Raw genomic sequence first — 26,524 nt, 5'->3', positions numbered from 1 at the left:
ATCGCTCGTCGGGTGACGAACGTTGCGGTTAGTACAGCGCCGTGGGATCGCTACCGATCCCAAGAATCAGGCGCCGCCCGCCACGGCGTCGATCGCCCGGTAGATCCGCTGCTCGCTGACCGGGCGCGGCGTGCCGAGCTGCTGGGCCCATAGGCTCACCCGCAACTCCTCGATCTGCCATGCGATGTCGCGCACCTCGGGGGACTCCTGCCGCGCCACGGGCAGCGCCTGCACCACGTCGTCGTAGGCGTCCTCGACGGCGTGCACCTGCCGCATGCGCTGGCGGTCGGCCTCGACACCATGCGGCAGCCGCTCGAGGCGGCGGCGGATCGCGGTCAGATAGCGGACGAGGTCGGCGAGCCGGGCTCGCCCTGTCGTGGTGACGAATCCCGGTGCCAGCAGTCGGTCCATCTGCGCGCGGATGTCCTCGATCGCCTCGGCCTGGGCCGCCTGCGGCTGAGCGGGCAGCAGCAGTTGCACGTCGTGCTGGGCGGCCAGCACCTTGGCGACGCCTGCGACGATGTCTATGCTCGCCGGCACCAATTCGTTGGCCACCCGGTCTCGCAGCGCAGCGAAGTCGGCCGCCGTCCATGCCGGCGCGGGCACCAGGGCATCGACCGCGGCGTCGGCGCAATCGTCCAACAGTGCCGACAGGGACCCGTCGGGGTTCGCGCCGAGCGTCAGACGGGTGCGCAGATCGAGCTGTCGTTCAAGAGATTTCATCGGCGAGGCGACGCTCAGCCGCACCAGGCGTCGCGTCCCCGGCCCCATGTGTCGCTGCTGCTCCGCCGCGGTTGCGAACACACGCAGATCCACCGCGGCGGTTGCGTCGACGAACGCGGGAAAGCCCCGGACCGTGCGACCGCCCACCGTGCGTTCGATGCTGCGCGGAAGCTCGTCGACACCGTCGGGCCAGCCGCGCAGTCCCGCGCGTTCGAGTTCACCGCCGACGGCGCTGGCGACCGCCGACTGGGCCGAGCCGGCCAGCCGCTCCTGCAGCGCGGCCAGATCCTTGCCCTTGGCGACCTCGGTGCCGTCGGCAGACTCGACCGAGAACGTCACCCGCAAATGGGCGGGCAGCTTGTCCAGGTCGAAGGCGTCGATGGGCACAAGAACGCCGGTGCGGCGGCGCAATTCGCGCTGGAGGGCGTCCAGCAGCGGCTCGTCGGCGGGGTTGATCGCGGCCATCACCGCGCGGGCGGTGTCGGGAGCGGGGACGAAGTTGCGGCGCAAGTCCTTCGGCAGTGAGCGGATGAGCTCGGTGAGGAGCTCCTGCCTCAGCGCCGGCACCTGCCACGCGAACTCGTCGCCGCCGAGGCGCGCCAGCACGTCGATGGGGACGTGTACCGTCACGCCGTCGTCGGCGGCGCCGGGTTCGAACCGATACGTCAGCGGCAACGTGACATCGCCGGCCTGCCAGGCGTCGGGGCGCCCGGCGCTGGAAGTGTCGTCGGCGCGGAGCAGGTCATCACGGGTGAACGTCAGCAGGTCAGGTGTCGTGTGGCGCTGCTTCTTCCACCACGCGTCGAAGTGGCGCGCGGAGACCACAGCGGCGGGAACGCGGGCATCGTAGAACGCGTAGATTTCGTCGTCGCCCACGAGTAGATCGCGCCGCCGGGCCCGCTCTTCCAGTTCCTCCAACTCGGCGCGTAGCCGCGCGTTGTCGCGGAAGAAGTGGTGACGCGTCTCCCACTCCCCTTCGACGAGGGCGTGGCGAATGAACAGCTCGCGGGCCAGTGGCGGGTCGATCGGACCGTAGTTCACTCTGCGGCGCGTCACCAACGGAAGGCCATACAGCGTGACCCGCTCGAAGGCCATCACCGCCCCGCGCTGGGCGTCCCAGTGGGGCTCGCTGTAGCTGCGCTGGACCACATGGGCCGCGACGCGTTCGACGTCCTCGGGCTGAATGCGTGCGGCGGTGCGGCCGAACAACCGGCTGGTCTCGACCAGATCGGCGACGACCACCCAGCGGGGCGGCCGTTTGGTGAGTGCCGACCCTGGCGCCAGCACGAAGCGAGCATTGCGTGCGCCCTGGAACTCGCGCGAATCACCTTCTCGCAGACCGATATGCGACAAGAAGCCCGCGGTCACCGCGGCGTGAACCCGCGCGGGGTCGGCAGCAGCATCTTGCTCCCGGATTCCCATGTCGCGGGTGATGCTGCGCAGCTGCCCGGAGAGGTCCTGCCACTCCCGAATGCGGAGGTAATGCAGGAACTCGTCACGGCACATGCGGCGAAACGAGTTGCCGGACCGCTCCTTCCGCTGCTCTCGTAGGTAGCGCCACAGGTTGAGGTAGGAGATGAAATCGGAGTGTTCATCGGCGAATCGGGCGTGCTTCTGCCGGGCGGCTTCCTCCTTGTCGGCCGGGCGTTCACGTGGGTCCGGAATCGCGAGCGCGGCCGCCAGCACCAGCGCCTCGCGGACGCACCCTTCGGCGTCGGCCTGCAGGATCATTCGGGCCAACCGCGGATCGATGGGTAGTTGTGCGAGCCGGCGGCCGACGGGTGTGATCGCGCCCTTGTCGTCGAAAGCGCCCAGTTCCTGCAACAGCTGCACACCGTCGCGGACGCTGCGCCGATCGGGTGGGTCGAGAAACGGAAAGCTCTCCATGTCCCCGAGGTGAAGAGCGGCCATCTGCAGGATCACCGCGGCGAGGTTCGTCCGCAGGATCTCGGGATCGGTATAACGAGGCCGCGACGCGAAATCCTCCTCGGAATAGAGGCGGATGCACACACCCGGCGCGACACGTCCCGAGCGGCCCGCCCGCTGCGCCGCTGACGCCTGCGAGATCGGTTCGATCGGAAGCCGTTGAACCTTCGTCCTGCGGCTGTAGCGCGAGATGCGTGCGGTGCCCGGGTCGACGACGTAGCGGATGCCCGGCACGGTCAGCGACGTCTCGGCGACATTGGTGGCGAGCACGATCCGGCGACGGGTCCGGTGCGGTGTGAAAACCCGCTGTTGTTCGGCGGTCGGCAGCCGCGCGTATAGCGGCAGCACCTCAGTGAGCTCGTCGACGACGGCACGCAAAGCCTCCGCAGTATCGCGGATTTCGCGCTCGCCGGACAAGAACACCAGGACGTCGCCGGGCGGCTCTGAGGCGAGCTCGTCGATGGCCCCGACGATGGCTTCCGTCTGGTCGCGCACCTCGGTACGCACGACTTCGTGGTCAGGATCATCGGGGTCGTCCTCGTCTGAGGACACGACCGGGACTTCCAAAGGGCGGTAACGGATTTCGACGGGATACGTGCGGCCGGACACTTCGACGATCGGCGCACCGCCGCTGGATCCACTTTCGGCACCGCCGAAGTGCGCGGCGAAACGCTCCGGCTCGATCGTCGCCGAGGTGACGATCACCTTGAGATCGGGTCGGCGGGGCAACAATTCGCGCAGGTAACCGAGAAGAAAGTCGATGTTGAGGCTGCGCTCGTGCGCCTCGTCGATGATGAGCGTGTCGTAGCGCAGCAGCCGCCGGTCGCGCTGGATCTCAGCGAGCAGGATGCCGTCGGTCATCAGCTTGACCAGCGTGCGGTCGCTGACCTGGTCGGTGAACCGCACCGAGTAGCCGATCACATCGCCCAGCGGGGTGCTCAGCTCGTCGGCGATGCGCTGCGCGACCGTGCGGGCGGCGAGCCGCCGCGGTTGGGTGTGGCCGATGGTGCCGCGGATGCCGCGGCCGAGGTCTAGACAGATCTTGGGCAGCTGGGTGGTCTTGCCTGACCCGGTTTCGCCGGCCACCACGACAACCTGGTGCGCCTGGATCGCCGCGGCGATCTCGTCGCGTCGCGAGCTGACCGGCAGGTCCGGATACGTGATCGTGGGCAGCGCGGCCTGCCGGGTGGCGACCAGCGCCTCGGCGCGAGTGATCTGCTCGGAAAGCTGGCCTAGCTTGTCGGGGCTCGCACCGCGCAGGTTCTTCAAACGTCTGCGCAGCCGAGCGGCGTCGCGGATGGCCAGCCCGTCGAGGCGGCTCCGCAACTCCGCGACGGATGGTTCGGCCACTCCGGCAACGATAGCGACGGCCTAGGTCTGCCGCGGCAGCAGTTCGGCCGCGAACGTTTCCACGAAATTTGCGCTGTCGATCTCTCCCGCCGGCCTGATGACGAACTTGGTCAGCCCTGCCGCAATGTAGTCGTCGAGCCGTCGATGCAGGGTTGGCCAATCGGCAGCCACCAGCTCGGCGGGATCTAGATCGGGGCGGCGTTTGCGCACCGCGGCGAGCACCGGCGCAGGCAGCTCCCCGTTGCCGACGGCGAGATTGATGCCGTAGTGGTCCGGTTCGATGTCGCGGCCGGCATCCTCGGCTGCTGCGATGATCGCCTGGCGTGCTCGGCCCGCCTCGGCCGGAGTCAGGAAGCTGCCCAACCAGCCGTCGCCCAGTGCACCGATACGGTGGAACGCCGCCGCGGTGGCCCCGCCGATCCAGATATCAAGCGGCGGATCCGGTTTCGGGAGCACCCGGACATCTCGGACGGTGAAGTATTCACCGCGGAACGTCACGTCGTCCTCGCGCAACACCGTGCTCAACAACCGCAGTGACTCGTCGAAGACGGCCGCGCGCTTACCGTCGGGCACCATGAACAGATCGCGCTCGACCGGAAGCGCCGAGCGCAGACCGAAGACGGGCAGCACCCGTTTGGGTGCGATAGCCGCCAGCGACGCCAGTTGTTTGGCCACCAGCACAGGATGTCGGCCCGGTAGTACCGCCACCGAGGTGCCCACCTTGAGCCGCGTGGTCCGCGCGAGCGCGACCGCCATCCCTACGAACGGGTCGACCAGAGGCGAATACACCAGCTCGGAAAACCACAGCGAGTCCACGCCCGCTGTCTCGAGCTGATCGACGACATCAACCAGCCGATCGGGGCCCGGACTCGGGCCAAGGCCGACACCGAAACGGATCTTCACTCGCGCCTCCTCGCGTCACCGGTCTCCATCGCAACACGCGAGGAGCGCCGTTTGTGCCGCGGGTGGGCCGCGCTCAGTACTGCGGGACGCCGGTGTATTCAGGATTGGGCGGCACCGCCAGGGCGATGCCGATCCGGTTGGTCGCGCCGATGAAGGCCGCGATCGAGATCGCCTCCAGGATTAGGTGGTCATCGAGCCTGAGTTGGCGTAACCGGTCGAAATCACCGTCGCGAATGGACTGCGGATCGTTGTTGACGGCCACGGCGAGATCGGCCAGTGCGTGTTCGCGCTCGGTCAGTTCGGCGACCTGGTGGTGATCGATGGCCACCCGCTGGCCGAACGACCAATCCCCCGCGACTTTGCCGAGCTTGTTGGCGTGGTTGGTATGGCAGTGGGCGCAACGGTTTTCACCCGAGACGACTGTCGCGATCACTTCGCGTTCACGCGCCGTGAGCCCGCCGTTCTGGAGGTCCTCGACCTCTGGCACGTCAAGGCGCGAGATGCGGGTGGGGGTGAGCGCGGCACGGGGTTCGGCAGTGGTCGTCATGGCCCGACGATGCCCGTGACCGCTGGAGGAACCAACCTTTCCGCCACCGCAGATTCAAATGCCGGCGGTGGCCGGACTGCGGCCTCGCAGATGGGCCCCATACGCTGTGCCGGTGGCACATGTGTTGTCGGTCAACATCGCACGAGTCCGGGAGAACCCCGACAAGCCGTCGCGCTCCACGGGCATCGACAAATTGGCGACACAGGAACCCGTGCTGGTGCGGCCGCCGGGACCGATGCGCGGCGGTCTGGGCAGCGGCCTGGTCGGCGACACGATCGGCAACCCCAAACTGCACGGCGGCGACGACCAAGCGGTGTACGCCTACGCGCGAGAAGACCTGGACGAGTGGGAAACCCGGCTGGACCGTCCGCTGATCAACGGCATGTTCGGCGAGAACCTCACCACGACCGGCATCGACGTCACTGGCGCGCGCATCGGCGAACGCTGGCGCGTCGGCGACGACGGGCTCGTCCTCGAGGTGTCCGCGCCGCGCACCCCATGTCGCACCTTCTCGGCGTTCTTGCAGCTGAGGAATTGGATCAAAACGTTTACCGACGCCGGGAAACCCGGCGCCTACTTTCGCGTCATCTCGCCGGGCACGGTGCGCGCCGGTGACGCGATCATCGTCGACTACCGGCCCGATCACGACGTGACGATCGATCTCGTGTTCCGCGCCAGGATGTCCGATCCGACGCTGCTGCCGCAGTTGTTGGACGTCGAGGCGCTCTCGTCGGAACTCAAGGCATACGCGCGCCGTCGCGTGAGCTGAGAGGCTATCGGGCGTTTCGGGTCGAGGGCGTGTGCAGGTCGGCAAGCGAGTTCCGCCAGCCGCCGTCGATCCGGATCTGGATCACGGCGACGGCTATCATCACGGCGGCGGTCACGAAGTGCACCACCGCATCGACGGTGTTGTTGGGAAACGTGAACACGTAGGCGACCTGGTGGGAAAAGAGTGCCCAGACACCGGGCAGCGCTCCCGCCACCGCGCCGATGAGCAGGTACAGCACCGACCAGGACTTGCGCAGTGCAAAGACGAAGCCGGGGGCGAACAAAGCGAGGCCCGCGACCGCGTGCCACCCGTTGTAGTCCATCCCCAGCAGTTGAACGGTCGGCGCGCCGGGGCCCGTCGCAAAGCTGGGTTCCATGATGAGACCGACGACCGCCTGAATGACGTGGAACGCGGCGATGATCAGCACGCCGATTTGGGCGAAACTCCACTTCACGGGCACCTCCGGACGTTGTCGGTAGGTCTTCATCCTATACTACGCTCGGTAGTAGATGTAGCCAAGCGCCTCACCTCGACCGCAGGAACCGGCTGCGCGGGTTACGCTGATCCGGGCCGGTCGAGACGTTCGGAGAGCTGAGATGGTGACTGTAAAGCGCGGTGCGGTGCTGGTTGGGTTTGCTATCGCCCTCGCCGCCGGACCGTTGGCCGTCGCGTCACCCGCCGCGGCCGAGACCACGTGCCCATGGGGCACGAAGCCGACCCGCTTCGAAGGCGTCTGCATCAGCGGCGGAGGTGGTGGTGCGGCCGCGCCGCTCCCACCGATTCCGCCTCCGTCGAATGCCGGGCCTCACATTGTCAATAACCCGAACGGCTTCGATTCGGTCAACGGCATCCCGTGCTCGCCCGAGCACTACGGCACGTGCTACGGCATGAGCCAGAACCCGGGCTGACGCCGCTTACGTATACGAACCGGCGGTGTGCGCGCAACCGGCACACAGAGCCGCCTAAATGACAGCTGCGCCAAGGGGTTTCGAGGGCAGCGGCCACGGCGACGCAGTCGTCGCGTACGCCGTCGCAGCGGGCGCAGCGCGAATCGACCGTTTGCGCAGGCGAGGACGTTCACCGCGACATTGTGCTTCTGCGGAGCGGCAATCAGCCTGCGGGATCGATGAGGTCACGGAAACCGGCGGCTGGGCACACCGATGCGCCTGCGCGTCGGACCCGCTCGGCGAGAGCGCCATCCGATGTCACCACGGTGAGGTCGTGCGGGGCATCGTCGGCGTAGACGAGTCGGACGATCTCGTCGTCAGCGGAATTGGGTGCTGCCCGCGGCGCGTGCGCTATCTCGATCACCGACGACATGATCGGCGGTGACATCGGTTTCTCGAAGACCACAGTCACTCGGCGGTCATCGGCCGATGCCCAGCGGTCGAGCCGGTTCACCAAGCGGGCCATGGCCTGTCGGCGGTCCTTCCACCAGCCGTCCGGCCTGCTGCCGATCACGTTCATCGCGTCGACGATCCAGCGCTGCGTCACCCGCGACCGCCCAACGCCGCTGCGAGCTGGTCGACGGTAAGAGCCCAGCCGCTGTCGAAGCTCTCCAATTCCTCTGGCGGCAACAGAGAATGCTTGAGCGACATGAGCGTCTCGCCGTCACCGACCGGTTCGAAGGTGACGGTGACGACGCTGTCGGTGGCTTCCGGCCAATTCGAGTTCGTCCATGTGAAGCGCAGCAGCCGGGGCCGATCGATCGCCAGGAACCGGCCGCTGATCACTACGCGGGTACCCGAGTCGTCCACGTCGAAGCGCACCGTGCCGCCTACGTGAGGTTCCACGGTGACGTCGAGAACCCGGACCGGTCGCGGGCACATCCACTCCCGCAACGCTTCCCGGTCGATCCACTCATCGAAGACGACGTCCGGCGGGGCCGGCATGACCCGTTGGAGACGGACGGTTGCCGCGTCGCTCATCGCATGTCTTTCTTGCGGCGCAGGCGCGCAGACAGCGCGTCGGCCCGCGCGGTCCAGAATTCCGTCTGCTCGTTGATCCACTGCTGGGCGCTGCTCAACCCGTCCGGTCGCAGAGACAGCCAGTGCTCACGCCCGCGAACTTCGCGGCGGACCAACCCCGCCGACTCCAGCACGCCGATGTGTCGGGAGACGCCCGCGAACGTCATCGGCAGCGGTGCGGCCAGGTCGGAGATGCGGGCGTCGCCCCCGCGCAGCGTTTCCAGCAGACGGCGCCGCGTTGGATCCGCAAGCGCCGCATAGGCGCGGTCCAACACCTGATCTTCAACCATTCTGTTGACTATAACCACGGCCCGTGATGTGCTGGGCGATGTTATTCAACTGAAATGTTGAACGATCTTCGACACACCGAAGGAGATCACATGAACACGCCGCCGATAGTGTCCGCGCAGGAGTGGGAGGCCGCTCGAGCCGAAATGCTAATCAAGGAGAAGGAGCACACCCGCGCGCGTGACGCGCTCGCCGCGATGCGCAGGCGAATGCCCTGGACACCTGTCGAGAAGACCTACGAGTTCGACGGGCCGGACGGCAGGGTCGGCCTGCTGGATCTGTTTGCCGGCCGACGCCAGCTGATCGTCTACCGCGCGTTCGTCGATCCCGGCGTCCACGGCTGGCCCGAACATGGTTGTGTCGGTTGCTCGTTGATGGCCGACCACATCGGCAGCCTGGCACATCTGAATGCCCGCGACACCACGCTGGTGTACGTATCCCGCGGATCGCAGGCCGATCTCGCCCGCATCAAGGCGAGCATGGGGTGGGACCACCCCTGGTACACCATCGTGCCCGGACCCGACGCAGCGTTCGACATCGACTTCGGTGTCGCTGAATGGCATGGCACCAACGCGTTCATCCGTGACGGGGACCGCATCTTCCGTACATACTTCATCGACGACCGCGGCGACGAGGTGTTCGTCAACACCTGGAACTTCCTCGACATGACCGCCCTTGGGCGCCAAGAGGTCTGGGAGGATTCCCCCGAGGGTTACCCCCAGACCAAACCCTACGAATGGTGGCGCTGGCACGACGAGTACGGACGCGAAGAGCCCACGGAGGAACGGTGATCGATGTGACGACTGCCCACCCGCTCCGGGTGGCCGAGATCTATCAGGACACCAAGGATCGGATCATGGAACTGGTCGGCGGTCTCGATGACGCCGGGCTGAACACCTCGGTACCGGCCTGCCCCGGCTGGTCGGTGCGCGATGTCGTCGCCCACCTCGCCGCTGTCGCCGACGACTGGGCGGAGGGACGGTTGACGGGCGCGCCGAGCGATGCGCAGACAGCCGACCAAGTTGCGCGCTTCGCGGGCCAGGACGTGACGGAGATCGACGCGGTCTGGGCCGATGCGGTGGCCCGGCTTACCTCACGCGCCGCGAACGATGGCCTGGAGCCGCCGGTCGGCGATATCGCGTGCCACGAGCACGACATCCGCGCTGCGCTGGGCACACCGGGGGCCCGCGGCTCGGACGCGGTCCACTACTCGTCGGACCGCTTGCTCGCCAACCTTCGGACGCCGGTGCCGTTGCGCGTGAAGGTGGAGGACGCCGAGTATCGCAGCGGGCCGGAGGGTGGACGGGAATTATCCTTATTCACCACACGGTTCGAGGCTCTACGTTGGCGCACCGGTCGGCGCAGTCGGAACCAGCTGGCCGCGATGGACTGGTCGAGCGACCCGGCTCCGGTACTCGATCACCTGTTCTTGTTCGGCCCCGCCGAAGCAGACGTCGTCGAGTAGCCCGAGGGAGAGAGACGGTGAAAAGCGACTCGCCACACCATGATTCCGTCAGCAATGCGCCGACGCCGCCGCCCGTTGACCGGGCGGCCTTCGAGGCTGCCCTCGCACGCCTGCGCGTTCGCGAGAAGGCGCACATTCGCCAGGGTGACGAGCTTGCCGCGGCGCGCCGACGCCTGCCCATGGTGGAAGTCGACGCCGGTTCCGAACTGACGGGACCGGACGGGCCGGTCACATTACTCGAAACCTTTGACGGGCGCAGGCAGCTTTTGGCCTATTACTTCATGTGGCATGCAGGAAAGTCGGCGCCCGAGCAGTGCGAAGGATGCACGTGGGTGACCACGCAGGTGCAGGAGTTGTCGTACCTTCACTCCCGCGACATCACCTACGCGGTGTTCTGCCAGGGGCCGTACCCCGAAAGTGCGCGCTACCGCGAGTTCATGGGCTGGCAGATGCCGTGGTATTCGGCGCTTCCCTCCCTCGAGACGCTTCTCGTCGGCCGCATCCCCGGCATGATGCACATCGTGTGCTACCTGCGCGACGGTGGTCGTGTTTTCGAGACGTACTGGACGACGCGACGCGGCGTGGAGGCGATGGACTACAGCCTGGCCTTGATGGACCTCACGGTGTACGGACGTCAGGAGCCGTGGGAGGACTCGCCGCCCGGGTGGCCGCAGGACTGGCAGGTCGACGGTTCGAACACGCGGATCGACGGCCGGCCCATCCCGCAGTGGTCGCGGCTTGCCGAAGGACGGTCCGACACCCTCGGCGGGTAGCGCCGGCTACTCGGCGACCCGGATGACCGTCTTACCGTGTGCCCGGTGAGCAGGGTCGAATGCCGCCGGCGCCTGATCAAGTGAGAACACCGCGCCGACAGCGGGTTTCACTGCGCCTTCCTGCATTTTTTGCGCCAGCGCCGCCAGCCCGCGGCGGTCGGGCTCGACGATGAAGAACACCGCCCGTCCCTCCTCGGGTAGCACACTGGGGGGTTCGGCGATGGTGACCAGCGTGCCGCCCGGACGCACCAGAGGTGCGGAGCGGTCGAGGATCTCGCCGCCGAGAACGTCGAACACGACGTCGACCTGCCCGACGTCGTCCAGTCGGTCCTGCTGCAGGTCCAGAAACTCGTCGGCTCCGTGGTCCAGCACCGTCTGCCTGTGGGCGCTCCGTCCGCTGCCGATCACCCGTGCTCCGGCCTGAGCCGCGAGCTGCACCGCGATCGATCCGACTCCACCTGCCGCGCCGTGGATCAGGACGGTCTGCCCGGCGGCTAAATGCCCGTGGTCGAACAGGCCCTGCGAGGCGGTCAACCCCGGCATCGGCACCGCCGCCGCCCCGACGTGGTCGACATCGGGCCACAGCGGGGCGAGGTTACGCGCCTCCACCGCAACATATTCCGCGAGCGTGCCGTTGCGGCACCAATCCGTGAGCCCGAAGACGGGCTGGCCGACCTCGAGCCCCGTGGTGCCGAAACCCAACTCGGCGACCACTCCGGACACTTCGTGCCCGGGCACGGTCGGCGTCCGGTCCCGGCCCGCGCGGTCGGTCCATGTGCCCGGCCAGCTGAGTTCGTCGGGGGTGAACGACGCGGCATGGACCTTGACGACGACGTCGTTCTCCGCCAAATGCGGGTAGGGCAACTCGGTCACCGCGAGTGCGGCGACGCCGGCGGCGCGGTCGTTTGCGACAACGGCTTTCATGCAGCGAGATTCGCCGGGCTCATCGCGCCCCACGGACCAGACGGCCGGGACGTGCGCCGCTGTCGACACCGTTGCGTCGCGTCACGACGCCGCTGACGATCGTCGCCGTGTAGCCGGACGCTTCCTGGACCAGACGCTGACCGCCCGCGGGCAGGTCGTAGGCCATCCGCGCGGGGTGCAGCGTCAGCGCCTCCATGTCGATGACGTTCACGTCGGCCTTCTTGCCGACCTCGATCACACCGCGATCGGACAGCCCGAACAGCTGCGCGGTGTCGTGAGACTGCTTGCGCACCACGTACTCCAGCGGAAGCTTTTCGCCCCGACGCCGATCGCGGGTCCAATGGGTAAGCAGGAAGGTGGGATACGAGGCGTCGCAGATCATGCCGCAGTGAGCACCGCCGTCCGACAACCCCACCACGCCCGCGGGATGCAGCAGCATTTCGCGGATTGCGTCATGGTTGCCGTAAAAGTAGTTGTAGAACGGCAGCATCAGCATCGACGTGGCGTCACGCTCGAGCATCAGGTCATAGAGCACCGACAGCGGATCTTCGCCACGGTCGGCGGCGATCTTCTCGACCGCGCGATCGGGCGTCGGCTCGTAGTCGGGCGGATCGCCGAGTGCGAAGATGCGGCCCAGCGAATACTGAACAAGGGCGAACATGTTGTCGAACAACAGGTTCGGGTCGGGTGGCAGATCGTCCTCGCTGAGGATCGCGGCCTTGACGGCCGGATCGGCGAGACGTTGCGCCAGCTCCTGCCTGTCGCATTCGGCTTTCAGCCGGCGGAAGGTCGGTCGGTGCGTGAAGGCGTGGTGCCCGGGGAAGCCGAACAGCATGCCGAACGGCCGCGCGGCGATCTGCGGGTACAGCTCGGCTCCGGCGGCATGAGCGTCCGCTGAGATCTCGAGCTGTTCGCGCCACAGATCGGGCGCGGCGTCGACCTGGATCATGCCGAAGGAGATCGGGCGGTCGATCTCGGCGCCGAGGCGTCGCATCCACTCGAGTTCCTTCTTCGGCGCGATGATGTCCTCGCCGGCGACGCCCTGTGGTGCCAACTCGAACACCGCCCGTCCACCGGCGGCCATCGCCCGCCCGAGCCCGAACAACTCGTCCTCCGCGGCGAATGTGCCGGGGACCGGCTCGCCGTCGATGGCCCGGTGGCCAAGGGTGCGTGACGTCGAGAAGCCCAGTGCGCCGGCCTCGATGCCTTCCTGCACGATGCGCGCCATCGCGGCGATGTCTTCCGGGGAGGCCGGCTCGTTGCGGGCGCCGCGCTCCCCCATCGCGTACGCACGAACCGCTCCGTGCGCGATCTGGCTGCCCACATCGATCGCGAGATCCTGCTTCTCGATCACGTCCAGGTATTCGGGGTAGCTCTCCCAGCCCCAGGAGATGCCCTCGGTGAGCGCGGTGCCTGGGATGTCTTCGACGCCCTCCATCAAGCCGATCAGCCAGTCCTCCTGGCCTGGCCGCACCGGCGCGAAGCCGACGCCGCAGTTGCCTGCGACTACGGTGGTCACACCGTGTCCGCTCGATGGTTCCAGCAGGCTGTCCCAGCTGACCTGGCCGTCGTAGTGCGTGTGGATGTCGACGAAGCCGGGCGCGACGATCTTGCCCGTCGCATCGATCGTCTCTGCCGCGTTGCCTTCCAGCGGCGCATCGTTCGGGCCGCGGCGACGGAGTTCGACGATCTTGCCATCCTTGACAGCGATATCGGCGGTGAACCTGTCTGCGCCCGTGCCGTCGACGACGGTGCCGCCGGTGATCTTGAGGTCGAACACGATAACTCCCTATCTGCCCGTTGCTTCTGCCCCACGCAGCCGGTCAAGCCGCTACGGTCGTCAATGTAACACCGTTACAGACGGGTGGCGCCGGATCAGGAGGGTCGGTCGTGACGCACACAGCGCAGGAGATCGCCGCCGACGGACGCGCCGCTGAGACGCACCGCGAAGACGCCATCGGCACCCCTCCGAAAGGGCCCACACTGGTGCCCGCCGAGCGGTACTACTCCCCGGAATTTGCGCGGCTCGAGGTCGAGCGCATGTGGCCGAAGGTATGGCAGGTCGCGTGCACCGTCGACCACGTCGCCGACCCCGGCGACTACTTCGAATACCGGTGCGGGCCCCACTCGGTACTGGTCGTCCGTGCCGACGATGGTGAGCTTCGCGCATTCCAGAACGTGTGCCGCCACCGCGGCAACTCACTGTGTTCGGGGGCCGGAGCCGGCCTTCGGGAATTGAAATGCGGCTATCACGGGTGGACGTGGGATCTCGCCGGTGCGCTCAAGCGAGTTCCCCACCGCAAGGGCTTCGGCTCACTTCACATGTCCGACTACCCCTTGCTCGCCGCGCGCGTCGACACCTGGGAACGTCTCGTGTTCGTCAACCTCGACCCCGACGCCATGCCCCTGGCCGATTACCTGGAGGCCGTACCGCAGGACACCGCGTGGTGTGGCCTCGGCGACTTCCGTTGCTACGCCACCATGACGGTGGAGGTCGATGCCAACTGGAAGACGATCGCCGACGGTTTCAGCGAGACCTACCACATCCGAACGCTGCACCCCGAACTGCACAGGTGCATGGACGACGTATATGCGCCCCAAGTGATCTGGGGCCACACCGGCAAATCCGAGCAGATGTACGGGGTGGCGAGCCCGCAGATCAAGGAGCCGCTATCGGACGCCGATGTGTGGGACGCCTACGTGACCACACAGGGTGCGCTGATGGGCGTCGAGGAGGGCACTCCGTACCCCGCCGATCAGTCGGGGCGGCCGGCAAAGGATGTGATCGCCGACCGGACAAGGGATTTCGCCGCTGGACGCGGAGTCGACCTGAGCTGGGCATCGACCGATCAGATCATGCAGTTGCGGCAGTACAACATCTTTCCCAACATGTCGCTGCTGACCAACGCCGATCATCTGACGGTGTTGGTGGCGCGTCCGGGGCCCGACCCCGACCATGGTGAGCTGGTCATGATTCTGTGGACCCGGATGGCCCCCGGTGCGCCCCGCACCAAGCCCGCCGACATGCGCTTCACGGCCGATGAAGCCCACCCCGGACTGGTCCTGACCCAGGACATCGCGGTGCTGGCCGGGCTTCAGCGAGGTCTTCACCAGCCCGGCCTCACCCACCTCACGCTCTCCAACGAGGAACGCCGCGTGATCAACACCCACAGCATCCTCGAACACTATCTCGACCTTCCGGAGTCCGCGCGGATGAGGGTAGGCGAGGCGCCGTGAGGGAAGGGCTCGACGCCGAGACGGTTCTCGACACCGCGGCCCGCTTGATCGAGCTCGACGGTGTCGACGGCTTCACCATGCGCGGTCTTGCCGAAATCCTCGGTGTGGCAGTCACTTCCATCTATTGGCATGTCGGCGGCCGGGACAAGCTGTTCGACAGCCTGGTGGACCGGCTGGTGAGCCAGATGGCGCACCTGCCTGTTGAGGGCGCCGATCCCGTCGAACGCATCGCGTCGCTGGCCCGGTCGCAGCGCACAGTGCTCATCGAGCGACAACACCTGCTCGCCATCGCTCACGAACGCGACCGGACACCGCGTCTGTTTCTGCCGGTGCAGCAGACGCTGGCTTCGGAGCTGGCGCGGCTCGGCGTCACCGGAACCGACGCCGCGCTGATTCTGCGCGCGATACAGGTCCATGTGATTTCGTCTGCGGTGATGCAGTTTTCGGCTGTGCGCGGCGCCAAGCATGACGAAGAAGATCCCTCGCTGTGGACCGACGACTGGCCCGACCGGTCGCTGGTTGAGGCGCTGCAATCCCCGACCGACTATGACGCCGTCTTCGACTACGGGCTCAACGCGCTGCTGGCGCCGCTGCGGAGTCGTGTTACCGGGTAGTCCTAATCATGCCGGCGCGACGCTCGGTGCGGGAAGCTGTCGGACATGATGGAACCCGCACCCCGTCCAGAAGAGCTCGGCGGGTTGTTTTGCGTCCTGGCGGCTGTGGCACTGGCGGCCATCATCCGCGGGGGGTGGTCGGCTGGTCCAGGTGACCATGGTGGTCTCTGGTAGTGATGCCCGGCGTCGCCGGTGTGCTGATGATGCCGCTGTCCGACTATTACGGCTGAGAAGTACTCGCCCCGTTTCGGGATAAATTAACCGATCGCGCCCGCGGGTTCGCCGCCGTCGTCGAGGCCAGGGCCGGACGGAGTGTCGGGCGGCAATATCAGTCCCGGGTCAGTGCCGGTTCCGCCCGCATCCTGGCCGACGGCCGAGGAATCGGGGACCCCCGCCCCCTCGGGTATCGCTGCGACATCGGGAGCTGTCTGCGGGCCGGTGTCCACACCGGTGCCGCCCGCCGGGGAGGCGTCATCCCACTGTGAGCCATCGTCTCCGGGTTCGGCCTTGAACGAATGTGACTGCGCAAAGACGCCACTGGGGCCCGGGGTGGCGGCGGCGGCCGGCGCGGATACAGCGAGCGCCACGGCTGCTACTGCGAGAGGTGCAAGCGCTGTCGAAGCGACCATTGAGCGCATTGCGGAATTCATCATGTGCTCCCTCATCCAAAACATGACCGGCGCTGAAACGCCGCACGCATTGAATAATGACGGCGCGGTAGAGGAAATTTCTCAAAATGCGCTACTAATCCGTTGGTAACGGCGCTGCACAGCCGAAATTCTCACCCTCGAGCCACGGCTGCTGCCGCGGCAGCGATCGCCGCCGCGGACCGGTCAATATCGTCGTCGGTCGTCGACCAGTTCGAAATCGAGACGCGAAGCACATACCGGCCGTCCCATGTGGTTCCGCCCAGCCAGCATGTGCCGTCGCGCTGAACGGCCGCGACCGCGGCGCGGTTGGCGTGGTCACCACCCGGCAATTGCAGCAGCACCTGGTTCAGGACGACATCGTTGACGATCCGGGCGCCGGGAATGGTCGCGAGCCGCTCGGCCATCCGGCGTGCCTGAGCGCAGTTGCGTTCGATCAGTTCGGCGATCCCGGATGTGCCCAGCGACCGCAGCGCGGCGTAGATCGGAATTGCCCGCGCCCGTCGTGAGCTCTCCGGTACGTAGTTGGTGTTGTCGCGCTGACCGGGATCGGCCACCAGGTACGGTCCAGCCAGGCGCATCGCGGCAACGTGCGCGTCGGCGTCGGCGACGATCGCCATGGCGCCGTCGTGGGGCACATTCAGCCACTTGTGGGCGTCAATGGCCCACGAGTCGGCGCGACCGACGTCCGTCGTCAGGTACCGCAGCGACGGCGCCGCCGCTGCCCACAGGCCGAACGCTCCGTCAATGTGCAACCACGCCCCGTGGCGGCCACACGCGTCGGCGACCGGTTCGAATGCGTCGAAGGCGCCCGAGGCGACATTGCCCGCCTGCGCGCAGACGATCGCCGGACCCGTTGACGCGGCAAGGGCTTCCGAAAGCGCCTCGGGCCGCATCCGGCCCTGCTCGTCGGCCGGGATACGGACCGGGGTTTCGGCGCCGAATCCGAGTTGGCGCAGCGCGGTGTAAATCGTCGCGTGGGCCTGCTCCCCGCAGAAGATCCGCACGGCTGGGGCGCCGATGAGCCCGTCGTCCTCGACGTTCCACCCGGCGTGGGCGAGCACTGTATGACGGGCCGCGGCCAAGCAGGTGGTGTTCGCGGCTTGCCCGCCGGTCACGAAGCCGACCCCGGCGTCGGCAGGCAGACCGAGAAGCTCCAGCGTCCACGCGGAGGCGATCTCTTCAATCGCGGCGGACGCCGGCGACAGCGAGTGGAAGGCGGCGCATTGATCCCACGCTGAGACAAGCCAATCGGCCGCCAGCGCGGCGGGCAGCGCCCCACCGATGACGAAGCCGAAATGACGCGGCCCCGCGCTGGCTACCAACCCGTCGTCGGCGCCGGCAACGAGGGCGTCTATCACGGCGCTGGGATCCTCACCGTCACGCGGCAGCGCGCCACCGAGCGTCTCGCGCACGCCTGCCGCGTCGACGCGGGCGGCCACCGGACGTTCGTCGAGCGTGCTGAGAAATTCCCGTGCGTGCTGCGCGGCCGTGGACAAGGCAGCACTTCGATCGCGCATGGCAGAACCCTATCGGTCTTTGGTTCGGACACGCCCGTGGTGTCCGCCGCGCCCACGCGAAATCGGTTGTGCCACGGGACTGCATTGCGCGGAAACTTTCAGATGACGACTGGTGTACTTCAGTGTCGATCAACGTGATTCGTTCGTTGTTGAGCGAACGAGGAATTGTGCACACGGCGTTTGAGTGGAACGAAGCCCCGGGTGAGGCCGGGCCCGTGGTAATGCAGCAGTGCACGGCGGCGTGCCACGCCGTGGTGAGGGCCACGACCTCGTCCACGAATTCCAGGAAATCGAGTCGACCGATTACAAACCGAACTGGTCGTCGATGATGCCGAGCCAGATCTGCGCTACGTCGATCGCCACTTTCTCGCTGATGAACGCGTGCTGGGTGCCTGTGTAGATGTCGCGGAACGCCCGCTCGAGCCGGCTGCCTTCGCGGATGGAGCTGGTGCCAGCGACCAGATGCGCCCATTCGGCGCATCCGCGCGCCACATCGGTAGCGTAGACCGCCGCGGCCCGCATGTCCGCACGCAGCGTCGGGGTCAGTTCTTCGCCTGTGGCGACTGCGGATTCGACGGTGGTGAAGGCCTGCAGCACCAACAGGCGGGCGGCGCGCCACGCCGAAACGTGGCGGGCCAGGCCCTTCTGAAACGTCGGGCGGCTCGCCAGCGACGCCATGTCGCTCATCCGGTATTTGGTTGCGGCCAATTCTTGGACATCGTCGAGCATGCTCTTGGCCACGCCGAGCGCCCACGATGCGTGACCAGCGGCCGTGACTGGCATCAGCCCCATGCGCGTGGCCGGTGAATGTCCCCGCATCGGCTCACGGGAGAACAGGGCGAAGGTCCGGCGTGCGGGGACGAACACGTCGTCGGCGCTGTAGTCATAGGAGCCGGTCCCCTTGAGCCCTTGAACGAACCAGCCGTCGTTGAACGAGATCTCCTCGCGCGGCACGACGGCCACCTGCATATCCGGCACGCCCTCGCTGACCCAGCGCATCTGCCCGTCGTCCATCGGGAAGAATCCGGCAGCGACGTACTGGGAATGGCCAATTCCCGAACCGAAGCTCCATGAACCACTCAACCGGTAGCCGCCGTCGACCGCGGCGCCCTGGCCGTTCGGGAAGTACTGGCCCCCCATCGTGACGCGATTGTCGTGAGCCGTGAACACCTCGGCAAACCCGTCGTCGGGAAGGTATGCCGCAGCGGCGAACGACGACGGCATGTTCGCGATCCCGACCCAGCCGAACGAGCCGTCCTGCCAAGCCATCTCCATCCAGGTCTCGATCATCTCCGCAAACGAAGGCTCCACGCCGCCGGCGGGCCGCGGGTTGAACGCAGACAGCAGACCCGACGACCACATCGCCTCGACAATCGCAGGGGTGAGGGTGCGCTGGCGTTCGGACTCGGCGGCTTCGGATTGCACCATGTCCCGCATTCCGCGCGCAAGTCCGACAACCCGGTCGGCCGTTTCGGTTATCGACGTCATTTTGTTGACCCTAGTGGCGGGCCGAAGTGCCTACCGCGAGGTTGGGTGAAACTACGACGCGACCGGGCCGAAGTGGCCCCGCAGATATGCGGCACGGCATGCTCTTCGGGCCAATTTGCCGCTCGTCGTGCGTGGAATCGTGCCCGCTGACACGATCCGGATGTCGGCGACGGCGAGGCTGAGTCGACGCGACACTTCCGCCCGTATCGCGTCGATCGCGGGTGCCAAGTCGGCGCCCCGGTTACCCGACGCCCGCTCAGCGACGATCACGAGTTGTTCGCCCGCATCGGAGGCCACGGTGAACGCGGCGGTATATCCGCGCCGCACGAGCGGCGAGGCCTGTGCGGTCGCGTTTTCCACATCCTCTGGGTAGATGGTGCGGGCGCCGACGACGATTAGATCCGCGAGGCGACCGGTGACATACAGCTCGCCGTCGAGGTAGAACCCCACGTCGCCCGTCCGCAACCAGGAGGCTCCTGCCGGGACGCCGTTGGCGCGGCTGCCCGGACCTGAATCCGATTGCAGGACTGCGCCGAAAGCTTGCTCGGTTTCCTTCGGACGCCCCCAATATCCGCCACCGACGTTGTCGCCGTGCAACCAGATCTCGCCGACCCGCCCGTCGGGGATCTCGGTGCCAGAATCGGTATCGACGATCACACACCACTGGCTGCGTGCGATCCGACCGCACGAAACGTGTTCGGCGGCACCGGGACTGCCTGCGTCGACCCGCACGGCCTCGCCCCGTTCCAACAGCTCGCGGTCGAGGTGGGCCGCGGTCGCTTTGGCGGCCGGTGGAATCGTGGCCACGAACAACGTGGCCTCGGCGATTCCGTACGACGGCTTGATCGCTGTCGGCGGCAGACCGTACGGCGCGAATGCGCGATTGAAGGCTTCGACGGCGGTGGTACTCACGGGTTCGGAGCCAAGGATCAGCACCACGTTACGCAGATCGACGTCAGCGCCCGCAGCGGGTATACCCCGCTGAGCGGCGTACTCACAGGCGAAGTTGGGTGCGGCGGTGACGACGCGGCCCTGCCGGGAGGCGTCCGACAACGCGCGGATCCAGCGCGCGGGCCGCCGAATGAATGCTGCAGGCGACATCAGGGTGGAGTGGCCGCCGTAAACCGTGGGGAAGCCGATCATCGACAGCCCCATGTCGTGGTAGAGCGGTAACCAACTGCAGCCGTGGGTGTTTCGGTCCAGCAGATCGATGGACAGAATCATCTGCGTGAGGTTGGTGCCCACCGCTCGGTGGGTGATCTCGATGCCGACCGGATCACGCGTCGACCCCGATGTGTACTGCAGGTGAGAGATGTCCAGCGCATCGAGATGGACCGGAGTGAGCGCTTCGCCCGCCGAATCGGGAACAGTGACGATGACGATGACGCGCGGTCTGGGCGTCAACCCGGTCTCGTCCAGCGCCGCGGTGACGCCCGCCGATGCGGCGGACGTGGTCAAAATGACGGATGGGCGGGAATCGTGGAGGGCGACGGCCAGACGCTCGGCGTGCCCCTGCAGTTCCGGTGCGAACAGCGGCACGGCGATGGTCCCGGCCTTGATCGCCGCGAAGAACCCGGCGATGTAATCGAGGCCCTGCGGAGCCAGAATCGCCACCCGGTCCCCGCGGGAGGCGAAGCGCTGCACCTCCGCGCCGATCGCCCGCATCCGGACGCCGAGTTGGGTCCAGGTGATGTCGGCGACGATCCCGCTCTCCGAGCGGGTGTGATCCAAGTAGCGGTACGCCACCGTCTCGCCGACGTTGGCGATATTGCGTTCGATGAGCGAGATGAGCGTGACATCGGGCGGCAGCGCGATCTTCCCATCGGTGTCGAGCACGTCCTCGATCCGCCAAAGCCCCTTGTGAACAGCGGGTTCGGTCCTCATGTCCCCTAGGATAGTTTGCTGTTACCAGCAGTTGCAGTAATGAGGCGTGTGGTCATGGTCACGTGCCATCGGAGAGGATCGGCGGGTGACAGATTTCCGCCCGACTGTGCCCGAACTCCTCCAGCGAAGCGCGCGCGAGTTCGGCGAGCAGACCTATGTCATCACTGCGACCGAACGGCTCACCTATGCCGACGCGGAGGCCCGGTCGGCGCGGATCGCGCGGTGGCTGCTGAACGAGGGTGTGGGCAAGGGCACCCGGGTCGGTCTGTTCTTCGCCAACGGTGTCGAGTGGGTGCTGTGGTGGCTTGCCGCGTCACGGATCGGGGCGCTGGTCGTACCGCTGAGCACGATGTACGCCCCCGCGGAGCTGGCCAAGGTGATGCGGCTGGCCGACATCGCCGTGCTGGTTGCGCCGGACCGTGTGCTCAACATCGACGTCGCCGACCGTTTCGAGGCGGCGTTGCCGGGGTTGCCGAACCAGTCGACCAAGCGGCTGACGCTGGCCGCGGTTCCGTACTTGCGTCGGATCGTGTTGACCGGTGACACCGACCGGCGCTGGGCCACCCATCTGCACGATAGTCTGCAAACCCTTGTGCCGCCGGGCATTCTGGCGGCCGTCGAAGATGAGGTCTCACCGGCCGATCTGGCCGTCATGGTGCACACCTCCGGATCCACCGCGGACCCGAAAGGCGTGGTGCACACCCACGGCACCCTGGTCAGGCAGACCTCGACATGGCCCGCCGCCATCCGAACAGTCACGGGTTCGGCGTCGTCGGCGCAGATCCTGTGTGCCATGCCGTTCTTCTGGATCGGCGGACTGCTGGCCACCACGGGCGCGCTGCACGAGCCGGTGGCCCTGCTGGTGCTGCCGCGACTCGATGCCGGGGCCGCGCTGGATTTGATCGAGCGCGAGCGCGCCACCGGGATGGTCGGATGGCCAGCGTTCACCCAGCGCTTGCGCGAGCACCCGTCGTTTGCTTCCCGTGATCTGTCCAGCGCGCCGATGCTGCGCGACGGGCCGCTCGATATCGCGATGACCGATGTGCCCGACGGATTTCCTGTGCACCGCACCATGTCTGAGACCGCGGGCGGCTTCGCGTTCACCGAGATGCGCATCGTGGACGACAACGGTGATCCGGTCGGGGACGGGACCGTCGGCGAGTTGCTGATCCGCGGGATCGGGGTGATGGCCGGATACAACAAGCGCGAGCGCTGGGAGACGTTCGATGACGACGGCTGGTATCACACCGGCGACCGGGTGTACCGGCACGCCGGTGATCCGCGGCTGTTCTATGTCGGCCGCAGCAGCGAACTCATCAAGGCCGCCGGAGCCAATGTGTCGCCCCTGGAGGTGGAGGCGGTCGTCGAACGGTTCGACGACGTGGCGCAGTGCGTGGTCGTTGGGCTCGACGACCCGGTGCGGGGCCAGGAGGTGTGCGCGGTCGTCGTTCCCGCCGTCACCGCGCTCGACGTGGACTCGCTGGCCGCGCGTACGCGTGAACAGTTGTCGGCCTACAAGGTTCCGACCCGGTGGGTGCTGGCTTCCAGCGCGGTGATCCCGACCCTGCCCAGCGGAAAGCTCAATCGCAAAGGGCTGCAGTCGATGGTCATCGACGGATCGCTGGAAACCGTGCGCCCCAACCAGTAGGCCGTCGGCTTAGCCGATCACCCGCACGAGATACGGCGTCATATTGGCGGTCCGCACCGGCGACACCGTCACGCCCTGGTCGCCGGCTTCCAGCATCTGCCCGTTGCCAAGGAACATCGCCACGCTCTGGTTACCGTTGGGCCCGTAGAAGATCAGGTCACCGGGCAGCGCCTGCTGCGGCAGCACCTTGCGGCCCGCGTTGTACTGCGCCCCGGAGGACCGCGGCAACTTGATCCCGACACCGGCGTAGGAATAGACCATCAGACCGGACGCATCGAAGCCGACATTGCTCTCGAGCGGGTTCAGGCCGACCACATGTCCCTGAGGGTCGAGGCCGAGGGCGTTGGCCGCAGGGCCGCTGCCCCGGGTCGGCCCGTTGGCGTCGCCGCCACCGAACGAGAAGGGCACGCCTCGCTGGGACAGGCCGCGCTGGATCACGTACTGGATTGCCTGCTGGTAACTCAGCGGTCGGGTGATGTCAGCGTGCGCCAAACCCGGCGTCGCCATCAACACGGCAAGACCGACCACCAAGGCGAAAATGCGTCTCATGTTTTCAGCTGTCACTTTCTTCGTTCACCGCGACCACAGATTGGGTGACCCGTTGGTGGACGGTTGTCACCACAGCTACTTGTACAACCCGGCGCCTCCAGCGGCAACGCGCCGCAGGGCACATCACCAATGAGCGGCCATACCGTGACGCAACGGTGACTGTCGGGTCGTGAAGGGCCGCCGTGCGCATTCGGCACTATCGGCCAAACGTGCGCCGTACTGTTGGGGAATGGCCATCGTCGAAGCTGATGCAGCGCCCCAGACCCCGTTCGAGCAGGATGTCGCCGCCGTGCAGCGGTATTTCGACAGTCCCCGATTCGAGGGGATCATCCGTCTCTATTCGGCACGCCAGGTCGTCGAGCAGCGTGGCACAATCCCGACCGACTATCCCGTCGCCCGTGAGGCTGCGGCCGACTTCTACGACCGGCTGCGGGAATTGTTCGCCCAACGCAAGAGCATCACCACCTTCGGGCCGTACTCCCCCGGCCAGGCCGTCACGATGAAGCGCATGGGCATCGAGGGGATCTACCTCGGCGGTTGGGCCACCTCCGCGAAGGGCTCCACCGACGAAGATCCGGGCCCCGACCTCGCCAGCTATCCCCTGAGCCAGGTGCCCGACGAAGCTGCGGGGCTTGTGCGGGCGCTTCTCACCGCCGACCGCAACCAGCAATACCTGCGCCTGCGGATGAGCGACGAGCAAAGGGCCGCAACGCCTGCCGTCGACTTCCGCCCGTTCATCATCGCTGATGCCGACACCGGCCACGGCGGGGATCCGCACGTGCGCAACCTGATTCGCCGTTTCGTCGAAGCCGGCGTGCCTGGATACCACATCGAGGATCAACGTCCCGGCACGAAGAAGTGCGGACATCAGGGCGGCAAGGTCCTGGTGCCGTCCGACGAACAGATCAAACGGCTCAACACCGCGCGTTTCCAACTCGACATCATGGGTGTGCCCGGCATCATCGTCGCGCGCACCGACGCCGAGGCGGCCAACCTCATCGACAGCCGTGCCGACGAGCGCGACCAGCCGTTCCTCCTCGGCGTCACAAACCTGAAGATCCCGTCGTACAAGTCCTGCTTCCTGGCGATGATGCGGAGCTTCTACCAGGCGGGGATGACGCACATCAACGGACATTTGCTCTATGCGCTGCCCGAAGGCGAATATGCTGCAGCCACCAGTTGGCTTGAGCGCCAAGGCATTCTGGATCTCATAGCCGACGTCGTCTCGACTTGGCGGCAGGAAGGTGACGAGGCGGTCGACGTCCTTTACGACAAGGTCGAATCCCGCTTCGTGGAGGCGTGGCAGAACGATGCCGGGCTGGAGACCTACGGCGAGGCGGTCGCCGATCTTCTCGAGTTCCGCGAACGTGAGGGTGAACCGCTCGAGATGAGCGCCGCGGAATGGCGGAAGTTCGCCGAGAAGGCGTCGCTGTACGAGGCCCGCGCGAAGGCGCAGGAACTGCGGGCGGACGCGGGATGGGACTGTGAGAAGGCCAAAACCCCCGAGGGGTACTACCAGCTGCGCGGCGGCATTCCGTATGCGATCGCGAAATCGCTTGCCGCAGCGCCGTTCGCTGACATCCTCTGGATGGAAACCAAGACCGCGGACCTGGTCGATGCCAAGCAGTTCGCCGACGCGATCCACGCCGTGTACCCCGACAAGATGCTGGCCTACAACCTGTCCCCGTCGTTCAACTGGGACACCACGGGCATGAGCGACGACGAAATGCGCCGGTTCCCTGAGGAAATCGGCAAGATGGGCTTCGTCTTCAACTTCATGACCTACGGCGGTCACCAGATCGACGGCGTGGCCGCCGAGGAGTTCGCCGGCGCGCTCAAGCAGGACGGCATGCTCTCGCTCGCTCGCCTGCAACGCAAGATGCGACTGGTGGAGTCGCCCTACCGCACGCCGCAAACCTTGGTGGGCGGCCCCCGCAGCGACGCCGCGCTGGCTGCATCCTCCGGCCGCACCGCGACGACGAAGGCCATGGGCGAAGGCTCAACGCAGCACCAGCATCTGGTGCAGACCGAAGTGCCCAAGAAGCTGCTCGAGGAGTGGCTGGCGATGTGGGGCGAGCACTACCAGCTCGGCGAGAAGCTGCGCGTGCAGTTCCGTCCGTTGCGGCCCGGCGGCGAGGTGCTCGAGCTCGGCATTTACGGCGGCGGCGACGGCGACGAGAAGCTGGCCAATGTGCTCGTCGACCCGATCAAGGACCGCAACGGCCGCAGCATCCTGACGGTGCGCGACCAGAACACCTTTGCCGAACAGCTGCGGCAGAAGCGGTTGATGACGCTCATTCATCTATGGCTCATCCACCGCTTCAAGGCCGACGCCGTCTACTACATCAAGCCGACGGAGGACAACATCTACCAGACCGAAAAGATGAAGTCCCACGGCATCTTCCGCGATGTCAACAAAGACGTCGGCGAGGTCATCGTCGCCGAGGTGAATCAGCCACGCATCGACGAACTTCTGGCCGCCGACCACGAAGCGCTGATGCGGCTGATCCGCAAGGAGGACTGACCGCTCACGGTGATGATCGGTCACAAACAGGTGCACGTGGCATCTCCATCGGCCCGTTAGTCTTCCTGTATGGGGCGTGTGAGCCGTCTGATGGAACGTCGCGCCCTTCGCCGCGCCGCCGACCAGGCACTCTTGACGTCGCTGGTAACTGCGTCGGCGCGCCCGGCCGGCAGCGCCCTCGAGGAACCGACGACCGAACCCATCCCAGTGGACAACTTCGAGACCTCCCCCGAACCCGCCGAGCCACCTGCGCCCGCGGCTGCCGAGGCGGCCTACGCCCTGCCCAGTCACGGCTTCGCCATGGCCCGTGTGCGCAAGCAGCCGTGGTACCGAGCCAAGCCGACGGTGGGCGCGCTCGTCGCGGGGATCGTCGTCGCCGTGGCGCTGGGCGGTTGGCTCGTTTTCCGCAGTCGGGCCACCACCGCCGAACAGTCGACGACCGAGGTGCCGACCAGTGTCCTACCACCTGCGCCGAGCAAGTCGCCGCCCCCGGCGGGTACGGCTCCGAAACGCGCCGCGACTCCCCCGCCGCCGACGTCTTCGCCGCCACCACCGCCTGCGTCGTCCCGGCCCACCAACTCGGCGCCGCAACGCCAATACTCGCCGCGGTACATCGATTCGTCCCCGACACAGAAGCCGAGGGTCGACGTCACCCGGGCGCCGATGAGCGTCGCTCCCGTCCCTAAACCGGTCGCCGGCAGCGAGTCCAACATCCCCGGCGACGCGCCCGACAAAGAGGGAGGCAGTCGCCGTAGCGGGTGCTTCGGTTTCTGTTGAC

Annotated in this window: 24 protein-coding genes; 10 read left to right on the top strand and 14 right to left on the bottom strand. The window is 66.9% G+C overall.

The genetic code is table 11. From position 1 onward, the window contains the following. Window positions 1-66 precede the first annotated feature (66 nt). From hrpA to A5651_RS18955, 3 genes are all read right to left on the bottom strand, one after another. Window positions 67-3,999, bottom strand: coding sequence for an ATP-dependent RNA helicase HrpA (gene hrpA / locus A5651_RS18965; RefSeq protein ID WP_066984317.1), 3,933 nt, complete (start codon window positions 3,997-3,999; stop codon window positions 67-69). Window positions 4,000-4,020: 21 nt separating this feature from the next. Beyond that, window positions 4,021-4,902 carry a TIGR03854 family LLM class F420-dependent oxidoreductase gene (locus A5651_RS18960; protein WP_066984314.1) on the bottom strand — a complete coding sequence of 294 codons (882 nt, stop codon included), beginning with the start codon at window positions 4,900-4,902 and terminating at the stop codon, window positions 4,021-4,023. 73 nt (window positions 4,903-4,975) lie between these two features. Further along, the gene (locus A5651_RS18955; protein WP_066984311.1) at window positions 4,976-5,449 is read right to left on the bottom strand and encodes a peroxidase-related enzyme; all 474 of its coding nucleotides are present in this window, start codon (window positions 5,447-5,449) and stop codon (window positions 4,976-4,978) included. Between the two features lie 121 nt (window positions 5,450-5,570). Between A5651_RS18955 and A5651_RS18950 the strand changes: the two genes are divergently transcribed. Next, on the top strand, window positions 5,571-6,218 hold the full coding sequence (locus A5651_RS18950; RefSeq protein WP_066984430.1) for an MOSC domain-containing protein: 648 nt from the start codon (window positions 5,571-5,573) through the stop codon (window positions 6,216-6,218). A 4-nt stretch (window positions 6,219-6,222) separates the two neighbouring features. Here the strand turns inward: A5651_RS18950 and A5651_RS18945 are convergent, their stop codons facing one another. Beyond that, complete coding sequence (locus A5651_RS18945) at window positions 6,223-6,672, bottom strand: DUF4383 domain-containing protein (protein WP_066984426.1); 450 nt, start codon at window positions 6,670-6,672, stop codon at window positions 6,223-6,225. Between the two features lie 142 nt (window positions 6,673-6,814). Here A5651_RS18945 and A5651_RS18940 point away from each other — a divergent pair, with 142 nt between their 5' ends. Then, a complete protein-coding gene (locus tag A5651_RS18940) occupies window positions 6,815-7,126 on the top strand; it encodes a hypothetical protein (protein ID WP_066984308.1) in 312 nt (103 codons plus the stop codon). A 202-nt stretch (window positions 7,127-7,328) separates the two neighbouring features. Here A5651_RS18940 and A5651_RS18935 read toward each other — a convergent pair whose 3' ends face one another. Genes A5651_RS18935 through A5651_RS18925 form a run of 3 tightly spaced genes read right to left on the bottom strand, consistent with a single transcriptional unit; the run spans window position 7,329 to window position 8,475 of the window. After that, window positions 7,329-7,685: an NYN domain-containing protein gene (locus A5651_RS18935; RefSeq protein WP_066984424.1), complete on the bottom strand. Its 357-nt coding sequence runs from the start codon at window positions 7,683-7,685 to the stop codon at window positions 7,329-7,331. A gap of 23 nt (window positions 7,686-7,708) precedes the next feature. Further along, window positions 7,709-8,146, bottom strand: coding sequence for an SRPBCC domain-containing protein (locus A5651_RS18930; protein WP_066984305.1), 438 nt, complete (start codon window positions 8,144-8,146; stop codon window positions 7,709-7,711). Beyond that, window positions 8,143-8,475: a helix-turn-helix transcriptional regulator gene (locus tag A5651_RS18925; protein ID WP_066984302.1), complete on the bottom strand. Its 333-nt coding sequence runs from the start codon at window positions 8,473-8,475 to the stop codon at window positions 8,143-8,145. The genes A5651_RS18930 and A5651_RS18925 overlap by 4 nt, the downstream gene beginning before the upstream one ends. A gap of 90 nt (window positions 8,476-8,565) precedes the next feature. On the opposite strand from A5651_RS18925, the gene A5651_RS18920 reads away from it, so the two are divergent. The 3 genes from A5651_RS18920 to A5651_RS18910 are packed head-to-tail and all read left to right on the top strand — an operon-like array spanning window position 8,566 to window position 10,711. Then, window positions 8,566-9,264, top strand: coding sequence for a DUF899 domain-containing protein (locus A5651_RS18920; protein WP_066984420.1), 699 nt, complete (start codon window positions 8,566-8,568; stop codon window positions 9,262-9,264). 5 nt (window positions 9,265-9,269) lie between these two features. Next, on the top strand, window positions 9,270-9,938 hold the full coding sequence (locus A5651_RS18915; protein ID WP_231988740.1) for a maleylpyruvate isomerase family mycothiol-dependent enzyme: 669 nt from the start codon (window positions 9,270-9,272) through the stop codon (window positions 9,936-9,938). A gap of 17 nt (window positions 9,939-9,955) precedes the next feature. Continuing rightward, window positions 9,956-10,711, top strand: a complete 756-nt coding sequence (locus tag A5651_RS18910; RefSeq protein WP_066984299.1) for a DUF899 family protein — start codon at window positions 9,956-9,958, stop codon at window positions 10,709-10,711. A 6-nt stretch (window positions 10,712-10,717) separates the two neighbouring features. On the opposite strand, the gene A5651_RS18905 is transcribed toward A5651_RS18910, so the two are convergent. Both A5651_RS18905 and A5651_RS18900 read right to left on the bottom strand, forming a co-directional pair. Beyond that, window positions 10,718-11,635 (bottom strand): NADP-dependent oxidoreductase, encoded by a 918-nt coding sequence (locus A5651_RS18905; RefSeq protein ID WP_066984413.1) that lies wholly within the window; start codon window positions 11,633-11,635, stop codon window positions 10,718-10,720. A 19-nt stretch (window positions 11,636-11,654) separates the two neighbouring features. Then, window positions 11,655-13,415 carry an amidohydrolase family protein gene (locus tag A5651_RS18900; protein WP_066984296.1) on the bottom strand — a complete coding sequence of 587 codons (1,761 nt, stop codon included), beginning with the start codon at window positions 13,413-13,415 and terminating at the stop codon, window positions 11,655-11,657. Window positions 13,416-13,525: 110 nt separating this feature from the next. Here A5651_RS18900 and A5651_RS18895 point away from each other — a divergent pair, with 110 nt between their 5' ends. Then, a complete protein-coding gene (locus A5651_RS18895; protein WP_231988739.1) occupies window positions 13,526-14,872 on the top strand; it encodes an SRPBCC family protein in 1,347 nt (448 codons plus the stop codon). Next, a complete protein-coding gene (locus tag A5651_RS18890; RefSeq protein ID WP_066984293.1) occupies window positions 14,869-15,486 on the top strand; it encodes a TetR/AcrR family transcriptional regulator in 618 nt (205 codons plus the stop codon). The genes A5651_RS18895 and A5651_RS18890 overlap by 4 nt, the downstream gene beginning before the upstream one ends. Before the next feature lie 257 nt (window positions 15,487-15,743). Here A5651_RS18890 and A5651_RS18885 read toward each other — a convergent pair whose 3' ends face one another. The 4 genes from A5651_RS18885 to A5651_RS18870 all read right to left on the bottom strand — a co-directional run bounded on the left by A5651_RS18885 (window position 15,744) and on the right by A5651_RS18870 (window position 21,025). Continuing rightward, entirely contained in the window at window positions 15,744-16,073 is a 330-nt protein-coding gene (locus tag A5651_RS18885) for a hypothetical protein (protein WP_066984290.1), read from the bottom strand. A gap of 194 nt (window positions 16,074-16,267) precedes the next feature. Then, window positions 16,268-17,653: a pyridoxal-dependent decarboxylase gene (locus tag A5651_RS18880; protein WP_066984288.1), complete on the bottom strand. Its 1,386-nt coding sequence runs from the start codon at window positions 17,651-17,653 to the stop codon at window positions 16,268-16,270. A gap of 303 nt (window positions 17,654-17,956) precedes the next feature. After that, window positions 17,957-19,141 (bottom strand): acyl-CoA dehydrogenase family protein, encoded by a 1,185-nt coding sequence (locus A5651_RS18875; RefSeq protein ID WP_066984285.1) that lies wholly within the window; start codon window positions 19,139-19,141, stop codon window positions 17,957-17,959. A 51-nt stretch (window positions 19,142-19,192) separates the two neighbouring features. Beyond that, window positions 19,193-21,025, bottom strand: a complete 1,833-nt coding sequence (locus tag A5651_RS18870) for a fatty acyl-AMP ligase (protein WP_066984282.1) — start codon at window positions 21,023-21,025, stop codon at window positions 19,193-19,195. A gap of 85 nt (window positions 21,026-21,110) precedes the next feature. On the opposite strand from A5651_RS18870, the gene A5651_RS18865 reads away from it, so the two are divergent. After that, window positions 21,111-22,673 (top strand): class I adenylate-forming enzyme family protein, encoded by a 1,563-nt coding sequence (locus tag A5651_RS18865; protein ID WP_082943846.1) that lies wholly within the window; start codon window positions 21,111-21,113, stop codon window positions 22,671-22,673. A 9-nt stretch (window positions 22,674-22,682) separates the two neighbouring features. Here the strand turns inward: A5651_RS18865 and ripD are convergent, their stop codons facing one another. Continuing rightward, entirely contained in the window at window positions 22,683-23,222 is a 540-nt protein-coding gene (gene ripD / locus A5651_RS18860) for an NlpC/P60 family peptidoglycan-binding protein RipD (protein ID WP_066984279.1), read from the bottom strand. A gap of 229 nt (window positions 23,223-23,451) precedes the next feature. Here ripD and aceA point away from each other — a divergent pair, with 229 nt between their 5' ends. Beyond that, window positions 23,452-25,746 (top strand): isocitrate lyase ICL2, encoded by a 2,295-nt coding sequence (gene aceA / locus A5651_RS18855; protein ID WP_066984276.1) that lies wholly within the window; start codon window positions 23,452-23,454, stop codon window positions 25,744-25,746. Window positions 25,747-25,815: 69 nt separating this feature from the next. Beyond that, complete coding sequence (locus tag A5651_RS18850; RefSeq protein WP_156663066.1) at window positions 25,816-26,523, top strand: hypothetical protein; 708 nt, start codon at window positions 25,816-25,818, stop codon at window positions 26,521-26,523. Window position 26,524: the final 1 nt, after the last annotated feature.

Origin of the sequence: Mycobacterium sp. 1274761.0, from assembly GCF_001668615.1 — a bacterium.
Taxonomy (GTDB): domain Bacteria; phylum Actinomycetota; class Actinomycetes; order Mycobacteriales; family Mycobacteriaceae; genus Mycobacterium.
This window is presented reverse-complemented; position numbering and strand designations above follow the sequence as displayed.